This is a genomic window from Alcaligenes sp. EGD-AK7, from assembly GCF_000465875.3.
Classification (GTDB): domain Bacteria; phylum Pseudomonadota; class Gammaproteobacteria; order Burkholderiales; family Burkholderiaceae_B; genus Alcaligenes; species Alcaligenes phenolicus.
Genome location: NZ_AVOG02000070.1, coordinates 18,302 through 36,140, shown reverse-complemented (window position 1 = coordinate 36,140; position 17,839 = coordinate 18,302). Strand labels below are relative to the sequence as shown.

At 54.6% G+C, this 17,839-nt stretch carries 18 protein-coding genes; 11 read left to right on the top strand and 7 right to left on the bottom strand.

The window, feature by feature from the left end:
* Window positions 1–42: 42 nt before the first annotated feature.
* The 3 genes from N879_RS19420 to N879_RS19410 form a co-directional block, all read right to left on the bottom strand.
* Window positions 43–354: an AzlD domain-containing protein gene (locus tag N879_RS19420; protein WP_009456900.1), complete on the bottom strand. Its 312-nt coding sequence runs from the start codon at window positions 352–354 to the stop codon at window positions 43–45.
* Window positions 347–1,078: an AzlC family ABC transporter permease gene (locus tag N879_RS19415; RefSeq protein WP_009456899.1), complete on the bottom strand. Its 732-nt coding sequence runs from the start codon at window positions 1,076–1,078 to the stop codon at window positions 347–349. Before N879_RS19415 ends, N879_RS19420 begins: the two co-directional genes overlap by 8 nt.
* A 162-nt stretch (window positions 1,079–1,240) precedes the next feature.
* Window positions 1,241–2,044, bottom strand: coding sequence for an AraC family transcriptional regulator (locus tag N879_RS19410; protein ID WP_009456898.1), 804 nt, complete (start codon window positions 2,042–2,044; stop codon window positions 1,241–1,243).
* 248 nt (window positions 2,045–2,292) lie between these two features.
* Here N879_RS19410 and psrA point away from each other — a divergent pair, with 248 nt between their 5' ends.
* From psrA to phnX, 4 genes are all read left to right on the top strand, one after another.
* Window positions 2,293–3,375, top strand: coding sequence for an iron-containing alcohol dehydrogenase PsrA (gene psrA, locus N879_RS19405; RefSeq protein ID WP_009456897.1), 1,083 nt, complete (start codon window positions 2,293–2,295; stop codon window positions 3,373–3,375).
* Between the two features lie 127 nt (window positions 3,376–3,502).
* Window positions 3,503–4,798 carry an MFS transporter gene (locus N879_RS19400; protein ID WP_009456894.1) on the top strand — a complete coding sequence of 432 codons (1,296 nt, stop codon included), beginning with the start codon at window positions 3,503–3,505 and terminating at the stop codon, window positions 4,796–4,798.
* Window positions 4,799–4,820: 22 nt separating this feature from the next.
* The gene (locus N879_RS19395; RefSeq protein WP_009456891.1) at window positions 4,821–5,690 is read left to right on the top strand and encodes a LysR substrate-binding domain-containing protein; all 870 of its coding nucleotides are present in this window, start codon (window positions 4,821–4,823) and stop codon (window positions 5,688–5,690) included.
* A 36-nt stretch (window positions 5,691–5,726) separates the two neighbouring features.
* Entirely contained in the window at window positions 5,727–6,554 is an 828-nt protein-coding gene (gene phnX / locus N879_RS19390; protein ID WP_009456889.1) for a phosphonoacetaldehyde hydrolase, read from the top strand.
* A 56-nt stretch (window positions 6,555–6,610) separates the two neighbouring features.
* Here phnX and N879_RS19385 read toward each other — a convergent pair whose 3' ends face one another.
* From N879_RS19385 to N879_RS19375, 3 genes are all read right to left on the bottom strand, one after another.
* A complete protein-coding gene (locus N879_RS19385) occupies window positions 6,611–6,922 on the bottom strand; it encodes an AzlD domain-containing protein (RefSeq protein ID WP_009456887.1) in 312 nt (103 codons plus the stop codon).
* Complete coding sequence (locus N879_RS19380) at window positions 6,915–7,631, bottom strand: AzlC family ABC transporter permease (protein WP_009456885.1); 717 nt, start codon at window positions 7,629–7,631, stop codon at window positions 6,915–6,917. Before N879_RS19380 ends, N879_RS19385 begins: the two co-directional genes overlap by 8 nt.
* A 93-nt stretch (window positions 7,632–7,724) precedes the next feature.
* Entirely contained in the window at window positions 7,725–8,528 is an 804-nt protein-coding gene (locus N879_RS19375; protein ID WP_009456883.1) for a helix-turn-helix domain-containing protein, read from the bottom strand.
* 256 nt (window positions 8,529–8,784) lie between these two features.
* Here N879_RS19375 and N879_RS19370 point away from each other — a divergent pair, with 256 nt between their 5' ends.
* The 4 genes from N879_RS19370 (at window position 8,785) to N879_RS19355 (ending at window position 13,909) form a co-directional block, all read left to right on the top strand.
* On the top strand, window positions 8,785–10,740 hold the full coding sequence (locus N879_RS19370) for a sigma-54-dependent Fis family transcriptional regulator (protein WP_009456881.1): 1,956 nt from the start codon (window positions 8,785–8,787) through the stop codon (window positions 10,738–10,740).
* Window positions 10,741–10,898: 158 nt separating this feature from the next.
* Window positions 10,899–12,716, top strand: coding sequence for an NAD(P)/FAD-dependent oxidoreductase (locus N879_RS19365; RefSeq protein WP_009456879.1), 1,818 nt, complete (start codon window positions 10,899–10,901; stop codon window positions 12,714–12,716).
* Window positions 12,717–13,313: 597 nt separating this feature from the next.
* Window positions 13,314–13,658: a BON domain-containing protein gene (locus N879_RS19360; protein ID WP_009456877.1), complete on the top strand. Its 345-nt coding sequence runs from the start codon at window positions 13,314–13,316 to the stop codon at window positions 13,656–13,658.
* A gap of 53 nt (window positions 13,659–13,711) precedes the next feature.
* Window positions 13,712–13,909, top strand: a complete 198-nt coding sequence (locus N879_RS19355; protein ID WP_009456875.1) for a CsbD family protein — start codon at window positions 13,712–13,714, stop codon at window positions 13,907–13,909.
* Window positions 13,910–13,989: 80 nt separating this feature from the next.
* On the opposite strand, the gene N879_RS19350 is transcribed toward N879_RS19355, so the two are convergent.
* The gene (locus tag N879_RS19350; protein ID WP_009456866.1) at window positions 13,990–14,895 is read right to left on the bottom strand and encodes a LysR family transcriptional regulator; all 906 of its coding nucleotides are present in this window, start codon (window positions 14,893–14,895) and stop codon (window positions 13,990–13,992) included.
* A gap of 108 nt (window positions 14,896–15,003) precedes the next feature.
* On the opposite strand from N879_RS19350, the gene N879_RS19345 reads away from it, so the two are divergent.
* From N879_RS19345 to N879_RS19335, 3 genes are all read left to right on the top strand, one after another.
* The gene (locus N879_RS19345) at window positions 15,004–15,882 is read left to right on the top strand and encodes a pirin family protein (RefSeq protein WP_009456864.1); all 879 of its coding nucleotides are present in this window, start codon (window positions 15,004–15,006) and stop codon (window positions 15,880–15,882) included.
* 165 nt (window positions 15,883–16,047) lie between these two features.
* Window positions 16,048–16,674, top strand: a complete 627-nt coding sequence (gene ycaC, locus N879_RS19340; protein WP_009456862.1) for an isochorismate family cysteine hydrolase YcaC — start codon at window positions 16,048–16,050, stop codon at window positions 16,672–16,674.
* A gap of 91 nt (window positions 16,675–16,765) precedes the next feature.
* Window positions 16,766–17,707, top strand: coding sequence for a pirin family protein (locus tag N879_RS19335; protein WP_009456860.1), 942 nt, complete (start codon window positions 16,766–16,768; stop codon window positions 17,705–17,707).
* The last annotated feature ends 132 nt before the right edge of the window (window positions 17,708–17,839 follow it).

Genomic DNA, 17,839 nt, shown 5'->3' with positions numbered 1-17,839 from the left:
GCGTAGCCCTGGTTCGGCGTCATGCTGAGCCAGGGTTTTCTATTAAACAAACACCGTGCTCAACACATAGTATGAGGTGCAGCCGCCTAACACGCCAAGGAGCAGCCCGCCGCGACCCCAGTAAGCCAGAAGGGCGGTGACGCTGAGAGCAAACAGAGCAGGTATGGCTGCAATCTGTATTTCCTGCATGAAAATATAAGCAAGGAAATTTAGAAAAACCGCTGAAGGTAAGATTGTTTCCATCCAGTTGGCGAACCTATCTGGGAACTGGAAATTGAAAGCTACGGGTAAGACTCGCACGAGCAGGCTGGTCAAAAAGAGTGCGGCGATGGAACTACTGATACCTTCATTCACGGGCTTTCCATTTATCTAAAAGTAGGGCGTTGATCATTACGCTCGGGGGCCAAAAATAAGTCGCGCCAAGCAAGGAGTAGAAGGCGATAGCCAAGGCCATGCACAGGGCAATCAACACAATCTGCTTGCGGTACATGCCGATGATCCTTGCCTTCAGTTGCAGGACAGACAGATAGACGAGCACCACACTGGCTGGGACACCGAGATGAATATGGGTATTGAGCCAGGTAGGTGGTATGGACTTGGCAATGACGGCTCCCAACACCCCGGAAACTACCCAGAATATGAAGATGGTGAGTCGTATGCAGAGGGCTTCTGCCACCGTGTCGCTATTTCGTTCCGTGCCATACGCCTCGTCACCCAGCATGTGAGATATCAGAATCCGAGAGAAAAAGGGCTTGGGCAGCCGCTTGCCAGTTGTGAGGGCAATAGGAAAGTAGCGGCAGTTAATGGATGCGCAAATAATCAGTATTGTCAGAAAACTGGTGTTGGACTCAGCCAGCGGCAGTACAGCAAACTGCCCGCTACCCGTAAATCCCAGCAAGCCAGCGGCCAGGATTTCAAGAACGCTCCAGTCGGCTCGATACGCCAGCACACCGAACAGCATACTGACCGGAACAATCGCCAGAGCGGATGGGAGCACTCTGATAAGAGCCTGCGGGATGAGCGCATTCGCTTTTTGATCTGTGTCTGGGGCAGTCTTTGTTTTTGAATAGTCTTGCATACGCTCAGGTCATAGACGTGTGTTCGTGATTAAGGCTGAAGCTCGGCTGACCTTAAGGAACTAGTCATTGCATGAGATGAGCCATGTCGTCTGTCTGTAGAGTCCAAAGACATGCTAGCGATCCAGGTGCAAACGGGTCTTGTACGATCGTGCAAGTTTTCTCTAGGAGCGGTGCATTAGCTGGGCCCACCGACCAGGAGGCAAGCCGTACACCTTGGAGAATTGGTGTGTCATATGACTTTGATCGCTGAACCCGCAGGCGGCAGCGACATCAGCCAGGGCGGCTCCAGTGAGGATCATTTTCTTTGCCTTATCAAGGCGTCGCAGGCTTACGTAACGATAAGGGCTTGTCCCGAACAAGGTACGGAAGTCTCTCGATAGGCTCCATCTATCCGTACCGGAAACGTGCTCTAGCTGATCCAGGGTAAGAGCTGAACTGGGCGTATCGAGGATGAACTGCCTGGCCAGTTCAGCGGCTCTGTAATTGAGTTTTTTTCGCTGTCTGCTTTTTTGTGATGCGTTACTAAGTGCCTGGGCTATGTCATAGATTCCATCGTCTTCTTCCAGACTATCCAATTGGAATTCCATGCTGCTGAGCATATTGGAAATGGCAGACACAATCCTTTGATCAGAAGAGGTCCCTCCCGGAATAAATGGTAGAGGGCGGCCTCCTAATACTTGCTGAATGGTTTCTGGCTGGATGTAAAGGATCTTGTAGTGAAATCCAGCTTCGGTTCCTGCCTCGCCGTCGTGCAGCTCATCTGGATGTATCACGATTGCATTACCGGGCAGGCTATGCCGCATTGACTTCTGGTAGTTGAAGTTATGCACACCGTTGAGCGTAATGCCCAGGGCATATGTGTCATGTCTATGGGGAGAGAAGCCGTAACCGGAAAAGAAAGCCTCCATTCTTTCTATTTTTGACGTTGGTTGGGAGATTTTCGTCCAGTCTTTCTTGCTTTGCATTTTCTAAGACTCGATTGGTATGGCCCTTGTTATCTATTAATACGCTGTTTTATCGGGATACATCATAGCAGTCCTGATTCCTGCTTTTCCTGGCTGCTGAGCTCCGGGTGACTCATCCATACGTGTTCATGAAAAGGTGTTTTACCGCTGGCACCTTATTGGTTGCATCGATAGCCAGTGCGAATTAATCGATTTGTCGCCCTTGGTATGCCTCTCTACGATGACTAGCAACAATAAGGAGGCAAACCATGACGGCGTATTTTTCCAACCCGGTTCGGACCTGCTTCGGCCCGGGAAGTTTGAATGAAATTTCTACCTTGGCGGCCAACAAGACAGTCACCTTGGTGACCTTCCCGGAGGCTCGCGGGCTGGGTTTGGTTGAGCGTATTCGGAACTTGCTGGGCGACAGGCTGATTCATGTTGTCGAAGATGTGCAGCCAAATCCCGATGTCAGTTACTTGAAGGATGTTTACGAGTCCTTCTGGCAGCAAGCCGGGCAAACGGACATTGTGCTGACCGTGGGCGGGGGCAGTGCCATTGATACGGCCAAGGCGCTGATTGTGGGGACTCAGACGGGCACCTTCCAGGAACTGCTGGATCTCTTGTCCACCGGCAAGGCTTTTACTCCTGTTCAGGCCAAGTCCTTGATTGCGGTGCCTACAACCGCAGGGACCGGCAGCGAGGTCACTCCGTGGGCCACGATCTGGGATCAGCAAGCACAGAAAAAATACTCTTTGCATCTGGAACAAACCTGGCCTGCCGTTGCCATTATTGATCCGGAGTTGATGCTGACAGTGCCGGAAAAAGTGACGGTCTCAACGGGTTTGGATGCCTTGTCGCACGCCCTGGAGTCGATCTGGAATGTGAATGCCAACCCCATTTCTGACACCTTTGCGGTCTCTGCCATTCAGGACATCCTCACTTATTTGCCATTGCTGCAGAAGGATCTGGGCAATATCCAGCTGCGCTCCAAAATGGCGCTGGCGGCCTTGAAAGCGGGCATGGCGTTTTCCAATACCAAGACCGCCCTGGCGCACTCCATCTCTTACGAAATGACCTTGCGTCACGGCTTGCCGCATGGCATCGCCTGCTCCTTTACCTTGCCCTTTGTACTGGGCCTGGCCTGGGGCTGTGATCCATCCCGGGATCTGGTGTTTGAAAGCCTGTTTGGCCCTGATCGCAAGCAGGCTCAAGCTCACTTGCGGGACTTCTTGCTCAGTGTGGGCGTCAAGACCGAGTTTGAGGACTATGGCGTAGGGCCGGACGAGCAGGCTGCCATGATCACTTATGCCATGCAGGGTGCACGCGGCAAGAATTTTATCGCCGCCTGAGTCATAAAAAAACGAGAGACAAACGAATGAAGGGAGAGAGGAAAGATTCCCCCCCTTCTCATACCGCATGAATAGAGCATTCCTCTGGCCTGGCTTGCCAGCAGCGGGGGAGTGAAAGGAGCTGGTTATGAATCACGCAACAAGTCTGTCGGGGGCCACGGCGGCATCCGGGTCTTCGTTTCGTCGGGCCCAATGGCGCATGCTGCTGGCCGCGATGTTCTGCTATCTGTTTTTCTATACCGGGCGGCAGACTTTCGGGTTTGCGATTCCGGGCTTGAAAGAGGAGTTTGGCTTTAGCAGTGCTGCCCTGGGCTGGGTATCGGCCGCCTTGTTATGGGCTTACGCCATTGGACAAGCCATCAATGGCAATCTGGCGGACAAGTATGGCGGTCGTCGCATCATGTCTGCTGGCGCGATTCTGTCGTGTGGCGCGAACTGGGTAGCCAGCTTTGCCACCGGTTTTTTCAGCCTGATCATTCCCTGGGGCGCCAATGGCTACTTTCAGGCGCTGGGCTGGGCACCGGGTAGTCGCCTGATCTCCAACTGGTGGGGTGTGTCCGAGCGCGGCAAGGCCTATGGCTTATACGTGTTCGCCGCAGGCTGTGCGTCGATTCTGTCGTATGTCACCTCGATCGTGGTGATCGATGTCATGCATCTGGACTGGCGCTGGATTTTCCGGCTGCCCGTATTGCTGATGCTGCTGGGCGGAATCGTGTTTTATCTGGTTGCTCGCGAGCGGCCAGAGGATATGGGTTTTAAGCCTTTGGCCGATACGGGAGTGGCCAATGCCAACGATCAGGCCAAGGCTCTGGAAGGGGAGAAGGAGTCCTCCTGGGAGCGTTACAAGGCTGTTCTGAAAAACAAGCGCCTTCTGATCGCTGCCTTGTCCCTGGGCTTTCAGAATGCGGCCCGATACGGCTTGATTGTCTGGGTGCCGGTCCATTTTCTGGGCGCGGACTGGAAGACGGGCGATAGCCTTATTGATCCCAAGTGGATCACGATCGCTCTGCCAGTGGGCATGGCCGTTGGAGCGCTGAGCAATGGCTGGATTTCAGACCGTCTGTTTGGCTCCAAGCGTTACCTGGCCATCATGCTCTATACGAGCCTGGGTGCCTTGACCAGTCTGTGGATGTGGACCTTGCCGGTTCATAGCACTTTGGGCCTGGTGGCGCTGTTTTTGTGCGGTTTCTTTGTGTATGGACCCGCCTCCAGCTTCTGGGCCTTGTGTCCCGATCTGGTGGGAGCCAAACGTTCGGGCACGGCAACCGGTGTCATGAACTTTTCTTCCTATCTGTTCGCCGGTCTGGCCGAGCCCATGATCGGGAGCGTCCTGGACTCGACGGGGGATACCTCGCTGATCTTTGTGATTGTGTTGATTGCGTGTGCCTGCAGTGCGCTGGTGGCACTATTCATACGTCGTTAATCATCACTCCTGAGGCTTGTCCATGCACCAGTACCACAAATGGTTGAGATCGTTTTACGCCGTCGCCCATACCGGCGGTTTCACCTCGGCCGCACGTTATCTCAGCATTGGGCAGCCTACCGTCAGCGAACAAGTCCGGGCTTTGGAAAAGCGTTTTGATGTCGAGTTGTTTTATCGCTCCGGCAATCAGCTGGAACTGAGCTCGGCCGGACAGCAGCTCTACGAGATTACCAAGCCCTTGTTTGATCTTGAAGAGGAAGCGGTGCAATTGCTGGAGAGTTTCAAGCAGCGTAAATCCGGCCTGTTGCGAGTGGGGGCGGTCTCGCCACCTATCGCGATGGATCTGATTTTCAAGCTAGGGCAGAACAAGCCGGATATTGAATTGAAAACCTACTTTGCCTCGGCCAGCGAGGTGCTGGAAAAGCTGTACGACTTTGATGTGGATGTGGCCTTGCTGGCGCATCCCAAATCAGATCCAAGCTTGTACACCCGGCTTTACCAGCGCTATCCGGTGGTGGCTGTGGTGCCCGAAGAGCATCCCTGGGGCTCGCAGGGTCGGGTATCGGTTCAGCAGCTTCAGGATGAGCCTGTCGTGCTGAGGGAGCAAGGGTCACGCACCCGCCAGATTATTGAGGAGGGTTGCAGGCAGCATCAGATCAGGATCAATTGCGTGATGGAACTGAACAGCCGCGAGGCCATTGTGCATGCCATACGTAAAGGGCTGGGAATTGGTTTTGTCTCAGCGCCGGAGTATGTGGATATTCCCGGTACCCGCCTGATCACGTTCGACCAGCATCCTTTTTATATCGACTACTACCTGTGCTGCCTGGAACTACGAAAAGATCGACCACTTATTAATGATTTGTTCATGGATCTGGAATCCACCCATTAGCTTGTTTACACCGCATTTCGCGTTTGGAGAACGATGATGACGTATCAGCAACCTCAACAAGTACAGGCCGTTATTTTTGACTGGGCAGGCACTGTCGTTGATTTTGGCTCTTTTGCACCCACGCAGATTTTTGTCGAGGCTTTTGCCGAGTTTGGTGTGCAAGTGTCCCTGGAAGAAGCTCGTGGCCCCATGGGGATGGGCAAGTGGGATCACATCCGCACTTTGTGCAATGTGCCCGAGATTGCCGAGCGCTATAAAGCCAAGTTTGGCCGTGTCCCCAGCGACGACGATGTCACGGCGATTTACGAGCGCTTCATGCCTTTGCAGATCGAAAAAATTGCCGAGCACTCGGCCCTGATTCCGGGGGCCCTGGAAGTGATCTCCAACCTGAAAAGTACCGGTGTCAAAGTAGGATCCTGTTCTGGCTACCCCAAAGTGGTCATGGATAAAGTGGTCGAACTGGCAGCGAAAAATGGCTACATGGCAGAATGCGTGGTCGCAACGGATGAGGTGCCCAATGGCCGCCCGTACCCGGCTCAGTCGCTGGCCAACGTGATTGCCTTGGGTGTGTCGGACGTGGCCGCCTGCGTCAAAGTGGACGACACCTGGCCCGGCATTGTGGAGGGGCGCAGTGCGGGAATGTGGACCGTGGCACTAACCTGCTCGGGCAATGCTCTGGGTCTGACCTACGATGAGTTCAAGAAGCTGCCTGCCGACAAGCTGCAAAGCGAACGCGAGCGTATTGGGGCCATGTTCAGCGATTCGCGCCCGCATTATCTGATCGATACCATTGTTGATCTGCCCGAGGTGCTGGCAGACATCAACCGCCGCTTGGCCAATGGGGAAATGCCTCAAAGCAACTGATTTGAGGTATTTGCGAAATCCAGGTTTGGCATCATGCTGGACCTGGGTTTTCTATCTCAAACAAACACAGTACTCAACAAATAGTACGAGCTGCAGCCGCCTAGCACGCCTAAGAACAGGCCGCCGCGATTCCAGTAAGCCAGAAGGGCGGTGATGCTGAGAGCAAGTAGAGCAGGTATGGCTGCAATTTGTATTTCCTGCATGAAAATATAAACAAGGAAATTTAGAAAAACAGCTGACGGTAAGATCGTCTCCATCCATTTGGCAAGCCTATCAGGAAACTGAAAATTAAAAGCCACGGGTAAGACTCGAACTAGCAGGCTGGTTAAAAAGAGTGCGGCGATTGAACTACTGATTCCTTCATTCACGGGCTTTCCATTTATCTAAAAGTAGGGCGCTGATCATTACGCTAGGGAGCCAAAAATATGTTGCTCCAAGCAAGGAATAGAAAGCGATCGCCAAGGCCATGCATAGGGCAATCAACACAATCTGCTTGCGGTAAATGCCGATGATTCTTGTCTTCAGTTGCAGGGCAGACAGATAGACAAGCACCACACTGGCGGGAAAACCAAGATGAATATTGGTGCTCAGCCAGGCAGGTGGAATGGACTTGGCAATGACTGCTCCCAACACCCCTGAAACTACCCAGAATGTGAATATGGTGAGTCGTATGCAGATAGTCTCTGCCACAGTGTCGTTATTTCTTTCCGTGGCATACGCCTCGTCCCCCAGCATGTGCGACACCAGAACCCGAGAGACAAAGGGCTTGGGCAGCCGCTTGCCAGTTGTGAGGGCAATAGGAAAGTAGCGGCAGTTAATAGATGCGCAAATAATCAGTATTGTCAGAAAACTGGCGTTGGACTCAGCCAGCGGCAGTACAGCAAACTGCCCGCTACCCGTAAAACCCAGCAGACCAGCAGCCAGAATTTCAAGAGTGCTCCAGTCGGCTCGATACGCTAAAACGCCGAACAACATGCTCACAGGAACAATAGCCAGAGCGGATGGAAGCACTCTGATAAAAGCTTGCCTGATGCTGTGTGTTTGGAGGCCATCGTTAGTGGTGTTGCGGCTCGCCATGATCTTGCCTTGTTCTAAACATTCTTGAGTAGTCCAGCGAGATGCTAGTTACTGAGGCGGAAAAGGGTCTTGTACGATCGTGCAAGTTGGCTGCTAGGCGCGCAGCATCAGTTTGGACCAGCGGCCGGGGGGTAGCCCATACACTTTGGAGAAGTGGTGCGTCATATGACTTTGGTCAGTGAAGCCACAGGCAGCGGCAACATCGGCTAATGCGTTGCCAGTGATGATCATCTTTTTGGCTTTTTCAAGGCGCCGCAGACTCAGGTAGCGATACGGGCTCGTGCCAAATAAAGCACGAAAATCCCTTGATAGACTCCATCGGTCTGTACCCGAGACTTGCTCCAAGTGCTCCATTGTCACGACTTGGCCGGAGGTATCCAGCATGAATTGTCGAGCCAGCTCAGCAGCTTGATAATTCAATTTTTTCCGCCGCTTATGGGGCTGGGATGCGCCATGAAGTGCTTGGGCAATGTCATAAATACCATCGTCCTCCTCAAGACTATCCAGCTGGAGATCAAGGTTGGAGAGCAGATTGGCAATTGCAGACACCAGTCTTTGGTCTGAGGAAATCCCCCCGGGGATAAACGGTAAGGGTTTGCCGCCCAGTATCTGCTGAATCGTTTCAGGCTGAAGATAAAGAATTTTGTAGTGAAAGCCCGCCTCGGTTCCGGCCTCACCATCGTGAAGTTCATCCGGGTGGATGATCACTGCATTGCCTGGCAGGCTGCGCCGCATTGATTTCTGGTAATTGAAGTGATGGACACCATTGAGGGTGATGCCTAAAGCGTAGGTGTCATGTCGATGGGGCGAAAATCCATAGCCAGAAAAGAACGCCTCCATTCTTTCTATCTTTGAGCTTGTCTGGGAAATTTTCGTCCAGTCTTTTTGGCTGTTCATGGCTTGGTTTGAATTGTGTTTGATTTAGCAGTGACCATGGCTCATCGATGCATAAGATTCCTGATGATAAAAACCATAGTAGTCGTGAATACACTTTTCATGGTTATGGGCTAGTCATAGGAAGATGCCACAAAACCACTGCTTTGCTGCGCCGCATCTCAAGGAAAACCTCCATGTACGGCGGCTAAGCATGGCGGCACACTGAAAGATAGGCCACGCCCGCCCGGGGCTTGGCCTATTTTCGGGATGAGGTCTGATGCAGTCTTCACATGTGGCACACGTCCAAGAGATCACGGCTGTTTGGCAGGGCAGCCTGTCCCGGCGCGATCAGGCTGTGGTCCACAGCTGGAGACGATGCATTGAGCATCACAGACTGGACCCGGCGCAGGCTTGCGAGGCCTATATCGTGCCGGACTCCCAATTGCGCGAGCATCGTCAGCAGTCCGAAGCCCTGATCAATATTGCGCGCTCCGGGCTGGAGCGTCTTTATCAGCAGGTCTCCGGGCTGAATTACGTGCTGCTGCTATCTGATAACAAGGGCGTCACGGTTGATTTCCTGGGCTCGGATGGACAGCGTGATGCCTTGCGGCAGGCCGGTCTGTATATGGGTTCGGAATGGTCTGAAGAGCGTGCAGGAACCTGCGCGGTGGGTACTTGCTTGCACACGGGCGAGGCCCTGACCATTCATCAAAACGATCATTTCGATCATATGCATGCGCCCCTGTCCTGCACGGCGGCGCCTATCTATCATTACGACGGCGAGCTGGCTGCGGTGCTGGATTTATCCTTGCTGCAGTCGCCGCAGGCCAAGGCTAGCCAAGGTTTGGCCCTGCACCTTGCCAATGCGGCTACCCGCCGTATTGAGCTGGCCAATTTGATGGCCTGTCACCGTCAGGAATGGATTTTATGCTTGTCGCAGTCGCCGGAGTTTCTGGATATTGATCCGGAAGCGGCTATTGCGATTGATGGCTCCGGCCGTATCAAGGGCATGACGCATACGGGTGCTCGCATTCTGGCGCGGGCGGCGGGGGTGGATTGGCGTAATCCTGCGGGCTTGTTGGGGCAGAGCTTGATGCGCTTTCTGCATCTGGAAGTGGACCAGTTGCCTACCTTGATGCGTTACCGCCCCACGCAGGAGCGTGTCGTTATGGCACGTGATGGCAGTGTGCTGTTTGCCCATGCCATTGAACCCCGACGTGTGTTGAGCAACCGGTCTGTGGGGATGGATGGGGCAGCCGTGGATGCCGCCTTGCCACAAGCCTTGCGAGGTTTGGCAGGCACAGATGCGGCCATGCAGTCCATGCTATTGAAAGCCGCGCGTTTGGCAACGCGGGAAATGCCGGTGTTGTTGCAGGGCGAAACAGGTTCGGGCAAAGAGTATTTGGCACGTGCGATTCACACGGCCAGCGGTCGTGGCGGGAATTTTGTGGCCGTCAATTGTGCGGCCTTGCCCGAGAGCCTGATTGAAAGCGAATTGTTTGGCTATCTGGCTGGTACGTACACCGGCGGTGCTGCACGTGGTCGCACGGGTTTGATCGAGGCGGCTGATGGAGGCACCCTGTTCCTGGACGAGATCGGCGATATGCCGCTGGCCCTGCAAAGCCGTTTACTGCGGGTGTTGGCCGAATCCGAGGTGATGCCTTTGGGCGCACGCACTGGCAAGCGGGTAGATCTGCGTGTGATTTCAGCCAGCCACCATGATTTAAGTGCCTTGGTAGAGCAAGGCCGCTTCCGTGCGGATTTGCTGTATCGCTTGAATGCGGCAGTGCTGGCCTTGCCCGCTTTGCGTCAGCGTAGTGATCTGGAATGGTTGGTGCAGCAGATATTGCATCGGCGTAATAAAGGCGATGTGCCCGGTTTGTCTCCCGAGGCCTGGCAAGCGCTGCAAGCCTACGAGTGGCCGGGTAATTTACGCGAGCTGGACAATGCGCTGGTGCTGGCATTGGCCTTGGCGGAAGGTTCCTGCATTGAGGTGCAGGATTTGCCGGAGGCCTTGCGAGAGCGGCGTCTGGCCACATCTACAGGCAGCCCAACGGCCGCAGCCGTCTCTGCCGGAGAGTCGTCCTGGCAGCAGGTTTTGCAGGCCTGTGGCGATAACGTGAGTGCAGCGGCCCGGCAGTTGGGTATCAGCCGGTCCACCTTGCATCGTTATATCAAACGGGCAGGCGTAGCTCGCCAAGAGTCGCCCTCTGACACAGGTTGCGACACCTGATGCACCACCTGTGTCACCGCTGGCACAGTTTCACCGCCTTAAAACAGGCAGCGCCCCTTTAAAACAAGCCACTCCCGGTTTGGCACGGTGTTTGCTATGTACTCCATAGCTGGGCAACAAAAGCCCGGCGCAACATTAAAACGATATGGAGACAAATCATGCAAACACAGCAGCAACTGCAGCCGTCTGCGCGACAGTTGGACACGGTTCTTGAACAGCTGACCCATGCGCTTGCCAGCAATGCACCGGACGATGCGGCAGCCCTGTTTGCCGAAGAATGTTTTTGGCGTGATCTGGTCATGTTCACCTGGAATATCCGAACCATGGAAGGGCGCGACCAGATCCGCGACATGCTGACGCAGCAGCAACAAGGCGCCGTGTCAGCCAGGTTCGAGCGCGACAGTGCCGAGCCGGTCAGTGACGACGACCAAGGTCTGGTGGAGGGCTGGTTTCGTGTGGAAACTGACCTGGCGCGTGGCTACGGCCATATTCGGGTCAAGGACGGGAAGATCTGGACCTTCCTGACCACCATGTCGGAATTGAAAGGGCACGAGGAGCCTTTGGGTGTGCGCCGCCCCATGGGGGCCGAGCATGGCATTCGCCGTGGGCGTCAGACCTGGCAGGAACGTCGTCAACAGGAGCAGGCTGAGTTGGGCACGACCGAGCAGCCCTATGTGCTGGTGATCGGCGGCGGGCAGGGTGGTATTGCGCTGGGCGCGCGCCTGCGGCAGTTGAACGTACCCGCGCTCATCATTGATCAACATGCCCGCCCTGGCGATAGCTGGCGCAAACGCTACAAGTCGCTGTGCCTGCACGACCCCGTCTGGTACGACCACCTGCCTTACATGCCTTTCCCCGATAACTGGCCTGTCTTTGCACCCAAGGACAAGATTGGCGACTGGCTGGAAATGTACGTCAAGGTGATGGAGCTGAATTACTGGAGCAGCACCGTATGCAAGAAGGTGCGCTACGACGAGTCCAGCCAGACCTGGGAGGTGGAGATCGAACGTGATGGCAAGCCCATGACGTTACGGCCACAGCAATTGGTCTTTGCTACGGGCATGTCCGGCAAGGCGAATGTGCCCAGCATAAAGGGGCAGGATGTGTTCAAGGGTGAACAGCAGCACTCCTCGCAGCATCCCGGACCGGAAGCATATGCGGGCAAGAAAGTAGTGGTGATCGGGGCCAATAACTCGGCGCACGATATTTGCGCGGCGCTGTGGGAGGCGGGGGCGGATGTCACCATGGTGCAGCGTTCGTCCACGCATATTGTGCGATCCGACTCCTTGATGGAGATCGGCTTGGGAGATCTGTATTCTGAACGGGCACTGGCATCGGGAGTCACCACGCGCAAGGCAGATTTGCTCTTTGCCTCTCTGCCGTACCGCATCATGGCGGACTTCCAGATCCCTGTGTACGACAAGATCCGCGAGCGCGATGCACAGTTCTATCAGAAGCTGGAGGAGGCAGGCTTCATGCTGGATTGGGGTGACGATGGCTCCGGTTTGTTCATGAAGTATCTGCGTCGTGCTTCGGGTTATTACATCGATGTGGGCGCTTGCGAACTGATTATTGATGGCAGCATCAAGCTGAAGTCCCGGACCGACATCAGCCATCTGACAGAGAACGCTGTGGTACTGACAGACGGCACGGAACTGCCTGCGGACCTGGTGGTGTATGCCACGGGCTACGGTTCCATGAATGGCTGGGTGGCCGATCTGGCAGGCCAGGAAATGGCGGATAGGGTAGGCAAGTGCTGGGGTCTGGGTTCGGAAACCACCAAAGATCCAGGGCCCTGGGAGGGCGAGCAGCGCAATATGTGGAAGCCAACGCAACAGCCGAACTTGTGGTTCCACGGCGGCAATTTGCATCAGTCGCGTCATTATTCCCAATACCTGGCCTTGCAGCTTAAAGCGCGTCAGGCTGGCTTGCCGGTGCAGGTTTACGGGATGCAGGAGGTGCATCATCTGCGTTGATCGATAGTGACTTTGTTGCTTGGGTAAGAGTGCGCAGTCTGCACCTTGTTCTGATTTTGGCCAGATTATCAATTCGATGATCTGGCTTTTTTTTCGCTTGTCGGCTGCGGAGGGCGTGTTTGCGCGACAAGCATCGCGGCTAAGGCGGTGGTTTTGTTAGCAGCCCTGCTAAATTTTTTACTTTATGTATCTGCCCTGAGCGGCTCCTATCCAGTGAGCGAGGCTCTGCTTGACTGCTCTGTTCGTGCCCAGAATTTTTCGCCTCAAAGGGGCCTCCGTTTCTTCGTCAGGAACGTATGGAAACCAGCCGTGCTGCGTGTCAGGGCGGATTTTGTCTGGCCTGCATGATGGCCAGGATTGGCCTGAAACAAGCCGCTTTCCATAAGTGAGGTGAATAGGGATGTATGAAGTTTGAAGAAAATACTTATAAAGAAAACGCTTGTAGCATTTTGTAGTTTTCAGCCTGGTCGGGAATGTTACGGTGGAACCATCCATCGCAAACAACGAAATTTTTGTTGATTGATTTGGACTCCTTTTAATAGCAGGGATAAAGGGTTTTTAAATTAAAAATTCCCTTTCTGATATTGGAGAACTTATATGAAAAAATCCGCCATCCTATCCAGTGTGTTGATGACTACTGCTTTGAGTTTTGGTCTGCAAAGCGGTGCAATGGCTAATGAACCAGCCGTTAATCAGGATCACTCGGCAAGCGCAGGCGAAGCCGTCAGCGATACCTGGATCACCACCAAGATCAAGGCTGATCTGGCCAGCACCAAGGATTTGAAGAGCACGGATATCTCTGTTGAAACCAATAATGGCGTCGCAACATTGACCGGTACCGTGCCCAGTGAAATTGAGCACAAGAAAGCCGTTGCTGCAACGGAAAGTGTGAAAGGCGTTGTGAAAGTCGATTCGTCGGGATTGAAAGTAAAACCGGAATAAAAGTTCCGTCATCAATCCTAATTGTGAATTCCCGTTGAAACAGGAGAGCGACTATGAATGAAGATACGATCAAAGGTAAATGGAAACAGTTGTCTGGCAAGATTCAGGCCAAATGGGGAAAACTGACCAATGACGATATTGATGTTGCCGAAGGCAATACCGAATATCTGGTCGGTAAAATTCAGGAGCGCTACGGCATTGCGCGTGAGGAAGCTGAAAAGCAAGTTCGCGACTTTAATGGCGGCGCCTGATCCCCTGGCTTGATTGCCCAGGACTATAAAACGCCCTGCATATGCAGGGCGTTTTTCTTTGTGCCTTGGCAAGGTTGCTGTCAGTCCTCATCCATCTGCTGGTAGCGTTCGACGAGGTAATCCAGCAATGCTCGCACAGCTGGCATCTGCCCCCGGCGGGAGGAAAACACGGCATGAATGATTTCGCGACGTGGAGCCCAGTCCGGAATCAGTTTCACCAAAGAGCCGTCGGCCAATTGATCGCAGACTACCAGGGTAGGCAACTGCACCACACCAACGCCTTTTAGTGCAGCGCAGCGCAAGGCCGTCATATCGGTGGTAATCAGGCGGGGCGTGTGATGCAGCACGGCTTGTGCGCCATCGGGACCATACAAGGTCCAGGTATGGCTTTGTTGTGGCAGACCCAATGCCAGGCTGGGATAGTCCGCCAGATCAGCGGGTGAGCCGGGCATCCCGTGGCGGGCAATCAGCTCCGGGCTGGCTATCAAACATTGGCTACGGTCGGACAGAACACGCATCACCAGATCGCTGTCTTGCAATGGTGGCGGGCGCACGCGGATCGCCATATCCAGCGCTTCCCCGATCAGGTCCACGCGCCGGTTGGTGGCATCCAATTGCACCGTGACATGCGGGTAGCTGACCATGAAGTCGGCCAACATATCACTGACATGGGCGTTCAGTAAGGTGATGGGGCAACTGAGGCGCACCACACCGCGCGGCTCGGCACGTGTCAGTTCGATGGCTGCCTGTGCCGCTTCGGCCTCTACCAGCATGGCCTTGCAGTGCTCGTAATAGGTCTGGCCAATCTCGGTCACGGTAAAGCGGCGGGTGGAGCGCTGGATCAGCCGTACTCCCAGGCGCTCTTCCAGTGCAGCCAGCCTGCGGCTAAGCGTGGATTTGGGTAAACCCAGTGCGCGACCGGCCGGGGCAAAGCCGCCGTGATCCACAATCTGAACGTAGAAGTACAAGTCGTTTAAATCTTGCATGGCAGTTTTATCGTTCCATAAATGGAACATAGATGGCCGATTTAGGGGGCTACTGGCTTCGTTGTCCCGAGTTTATTCTGTCTCTTATGTTGAAACAAGGAGATGGACATGAAGAAAATTCTTGGTATCTATAGCGCTCCCCGTCCTCACTGGGTGGGCGACGGCTTCCCCGTTCGCTCCCTGTTTTCGTACCACACACACGCAAAACAGTTGAGCCCCTTCCTGCTGCTGGACTATGCCGGCCCTGCCGAGTTTGCTCCCAGCAACCACAAGCGCGGTGTTGGCCAGCACCCACATCGGGGTTTTGAAACCGTCACCATCGTCTACAAGGGCGAGGTTTCACACCACGACTCCACGGGTCAGGGCGGCACGATCGGCCCCGGTGATGTGCAGTGGATGACGGCCGGCTCGGGCATCTTGCACGAGGAGTATCACTCCGACGCTTTTGCTCGTTCTGGCGGCACTTTGGAAATGGTACAGCTGTGGGTCAACCTGCCTGCCAAAGACAAGCGTGCTCCCGCTGGCTATCAGGCCATTACCGATCAGCAAATTCCTGTGGTCGCACTGCCTGATGCTGCTGGCATGGTGCGCGTCATTGCCGGTGAAAAGGATGGTGCTGCTGGCCCTGCCAAGACCTTTACCCCCATGAATGTATGGGATATGCGTCTGAATCAGGGTGGTATTGCCGAGCTGGAAAGCCCTGAAGGCTGGACAGCCGCCTTGGTGGTGCTGCAAGGCACCGTACTGGTCAATGGTCAAAGCGTGGCTCGTGAAGGGCAGTTTGTCGTTCTGGATCGTAGCGGCAGTCAGTTCAGTGTCGAGGCCAATAACGATGCTGTCGTCCTGCTGATCAGTGGTGAACCCATTGATGAGCCCATTGTGGGACACGGTCCCTTCGTCATGAATAGCAAGCAAGAGATCTTGCAGGCTATGGATGACTTCAATAATGGCCGCTTTGGTGCCATGGCATCGGGATCGGCATCGTAGTAGTGCAAGGCTGCGGGGGCTGCGTGAGCCGCCCTCGCAGTTTGAACAGAGGGCCGATGGCTGCCCTGATACGTAATTTGCAGCGCGATACCACCAGCGCTGTGGCAGTACCGGGTACTACCCTGTGGTACCCGATCTTTTCAATCCCCTTTGAGGAAAACTGAGATGACTACGCCCTACAAACGTCTTGATAAAGACCAAGCCGCTGTTTTGCTGGTTGACCACCAAACCGGATTGCTGTCCCTGGTTCGTGACATTGATCCAGACAAGTTCAAGAACAATGTGCTGGCTCTGGCCGATCTGGCCAAGTACTTCAACTTGCCCACCATTCTGACCACCAGTTTTGAAGAAGGCCCTAATGGTCCTTTGGTCCCGGAGCTGAAAGAAACCTTCCCGGATGCGCCTTATATCGCTCGCCCTGGTCAGATCAATGCCTGGGATAACGAAGAATTCGTCAAAGCCATCAAGGCAACGGGCAAGAAGCAGCTGATCATTGCCGGTGTGGTGACTGAAGTGTGCGTGGCTTTCCCGGCCCTGTCGGCTTTGGAAGAAGGCTTTGATGTGTTCGTGGTCACCGATGCCTCGGGCACATTCAACGAACTGACACGTCACTCGGCCTGGGATCGCATGTCTTCGGCCGGTGCTCAACTGATGACCTGGTTTGGCGTGGCTTGCGAACTGCACCGCGACTGGCGTAACGACGTGGAAGGTCTGGGTGCCTTGTTCTCCAACCATATCCCCGACTACCGCAACTTGATCAATAGCCACACCAAGTTCACATCCGGTAAGTAAATCGCTTCGGCGCTGCGCTGGTCACTTGAGTGGCCAGCGCTTTTGGCTGTTTGAAACCCAGCCCCCAGATCTGTTTTCAGGAGTTCGACCCATGAGTACACACAGTTCCGAAGTCTCTTCATCCTTTGATTGTCCCGAAGACATCAACGGCGAAAAACATGTTCAACGTGTTGCCGGGCGCGGCGCACAAGTGGGTGGGGGCATTACCGTCAGCCGGATTCTGCCTTCCTCGCAACGGCGTATGGTGGGGGCCTGGTGCTTCCTGGATCATGCAGGGCCCGCCGTGTTCACGTCGGGATCCGGCCTGCGTGTGGGCCCTCATCCACATATTGGCCTGCAAACCTTTACCTGGATGATTCAGGGCGAGGTTCTGCACCGTGACAGCTTGGGCCATGTGCAAGTGGTCAAGCCTGGTCAGGTGAACTTGATGACAGCGGGACGCGGTATCAGCCATACCGAGGAGTCCTTGCCCGGCGAGGACAAGCTGCATGCGGTTCAGCTCTGGATTGCCTTGCCGTCCAAGGACGCCACCTGTGAACCCGCTTTTGACCACCATCCTGACTTGCCTCATTGGCGTGAGGACGAGTGCGACTTTACCCTGCTGGCCGGTACCTATGCACAGCATCAGGCACCCAGCAAAATGTATTCGCCTATGGTGGGGATGGATTTGAGCAGCTCCAAGGCTGGGGAAGTGAGACTGAATTTGAACCCCGAGTTTGAGTATGGCTTTTTAGTCGTGCAAGGTACCTTGGGTATTCAGTCCGAGCAGTTCGAGGCCAATGAACTGGCCTACGTGGGCCGTGGCCTGACGCAGTTGAGCTTGAGTCTGAGTGCCGGTAGCCGAGTCATTGTGCTGGGTGGCGAGCCGTATACCGAGGAACTGGTGTTGTGGTGGAATTTTGTTGGTAAAAACAAGGACGTGATCGGCCAGGCACAACGCGATTGGCGTGCGGCCCATGAGCGCTTTGGTGTGGTGCATGGCTATGACGGTGAGCCCTTGATTGCGCCGGATCTGCCATGGGCAAGCAACTGATTTTCATTGACGGCTGCTGGTTCTGATCGTCTATTGCGATGACGCTGGCCGTGGTTTGCTGGCTGCCTGTCCTGGTTTCCGAGCAGGGCTATGGCGCATGTGTATTTCGCCCTTATCCCGCTGTTCAAGTGG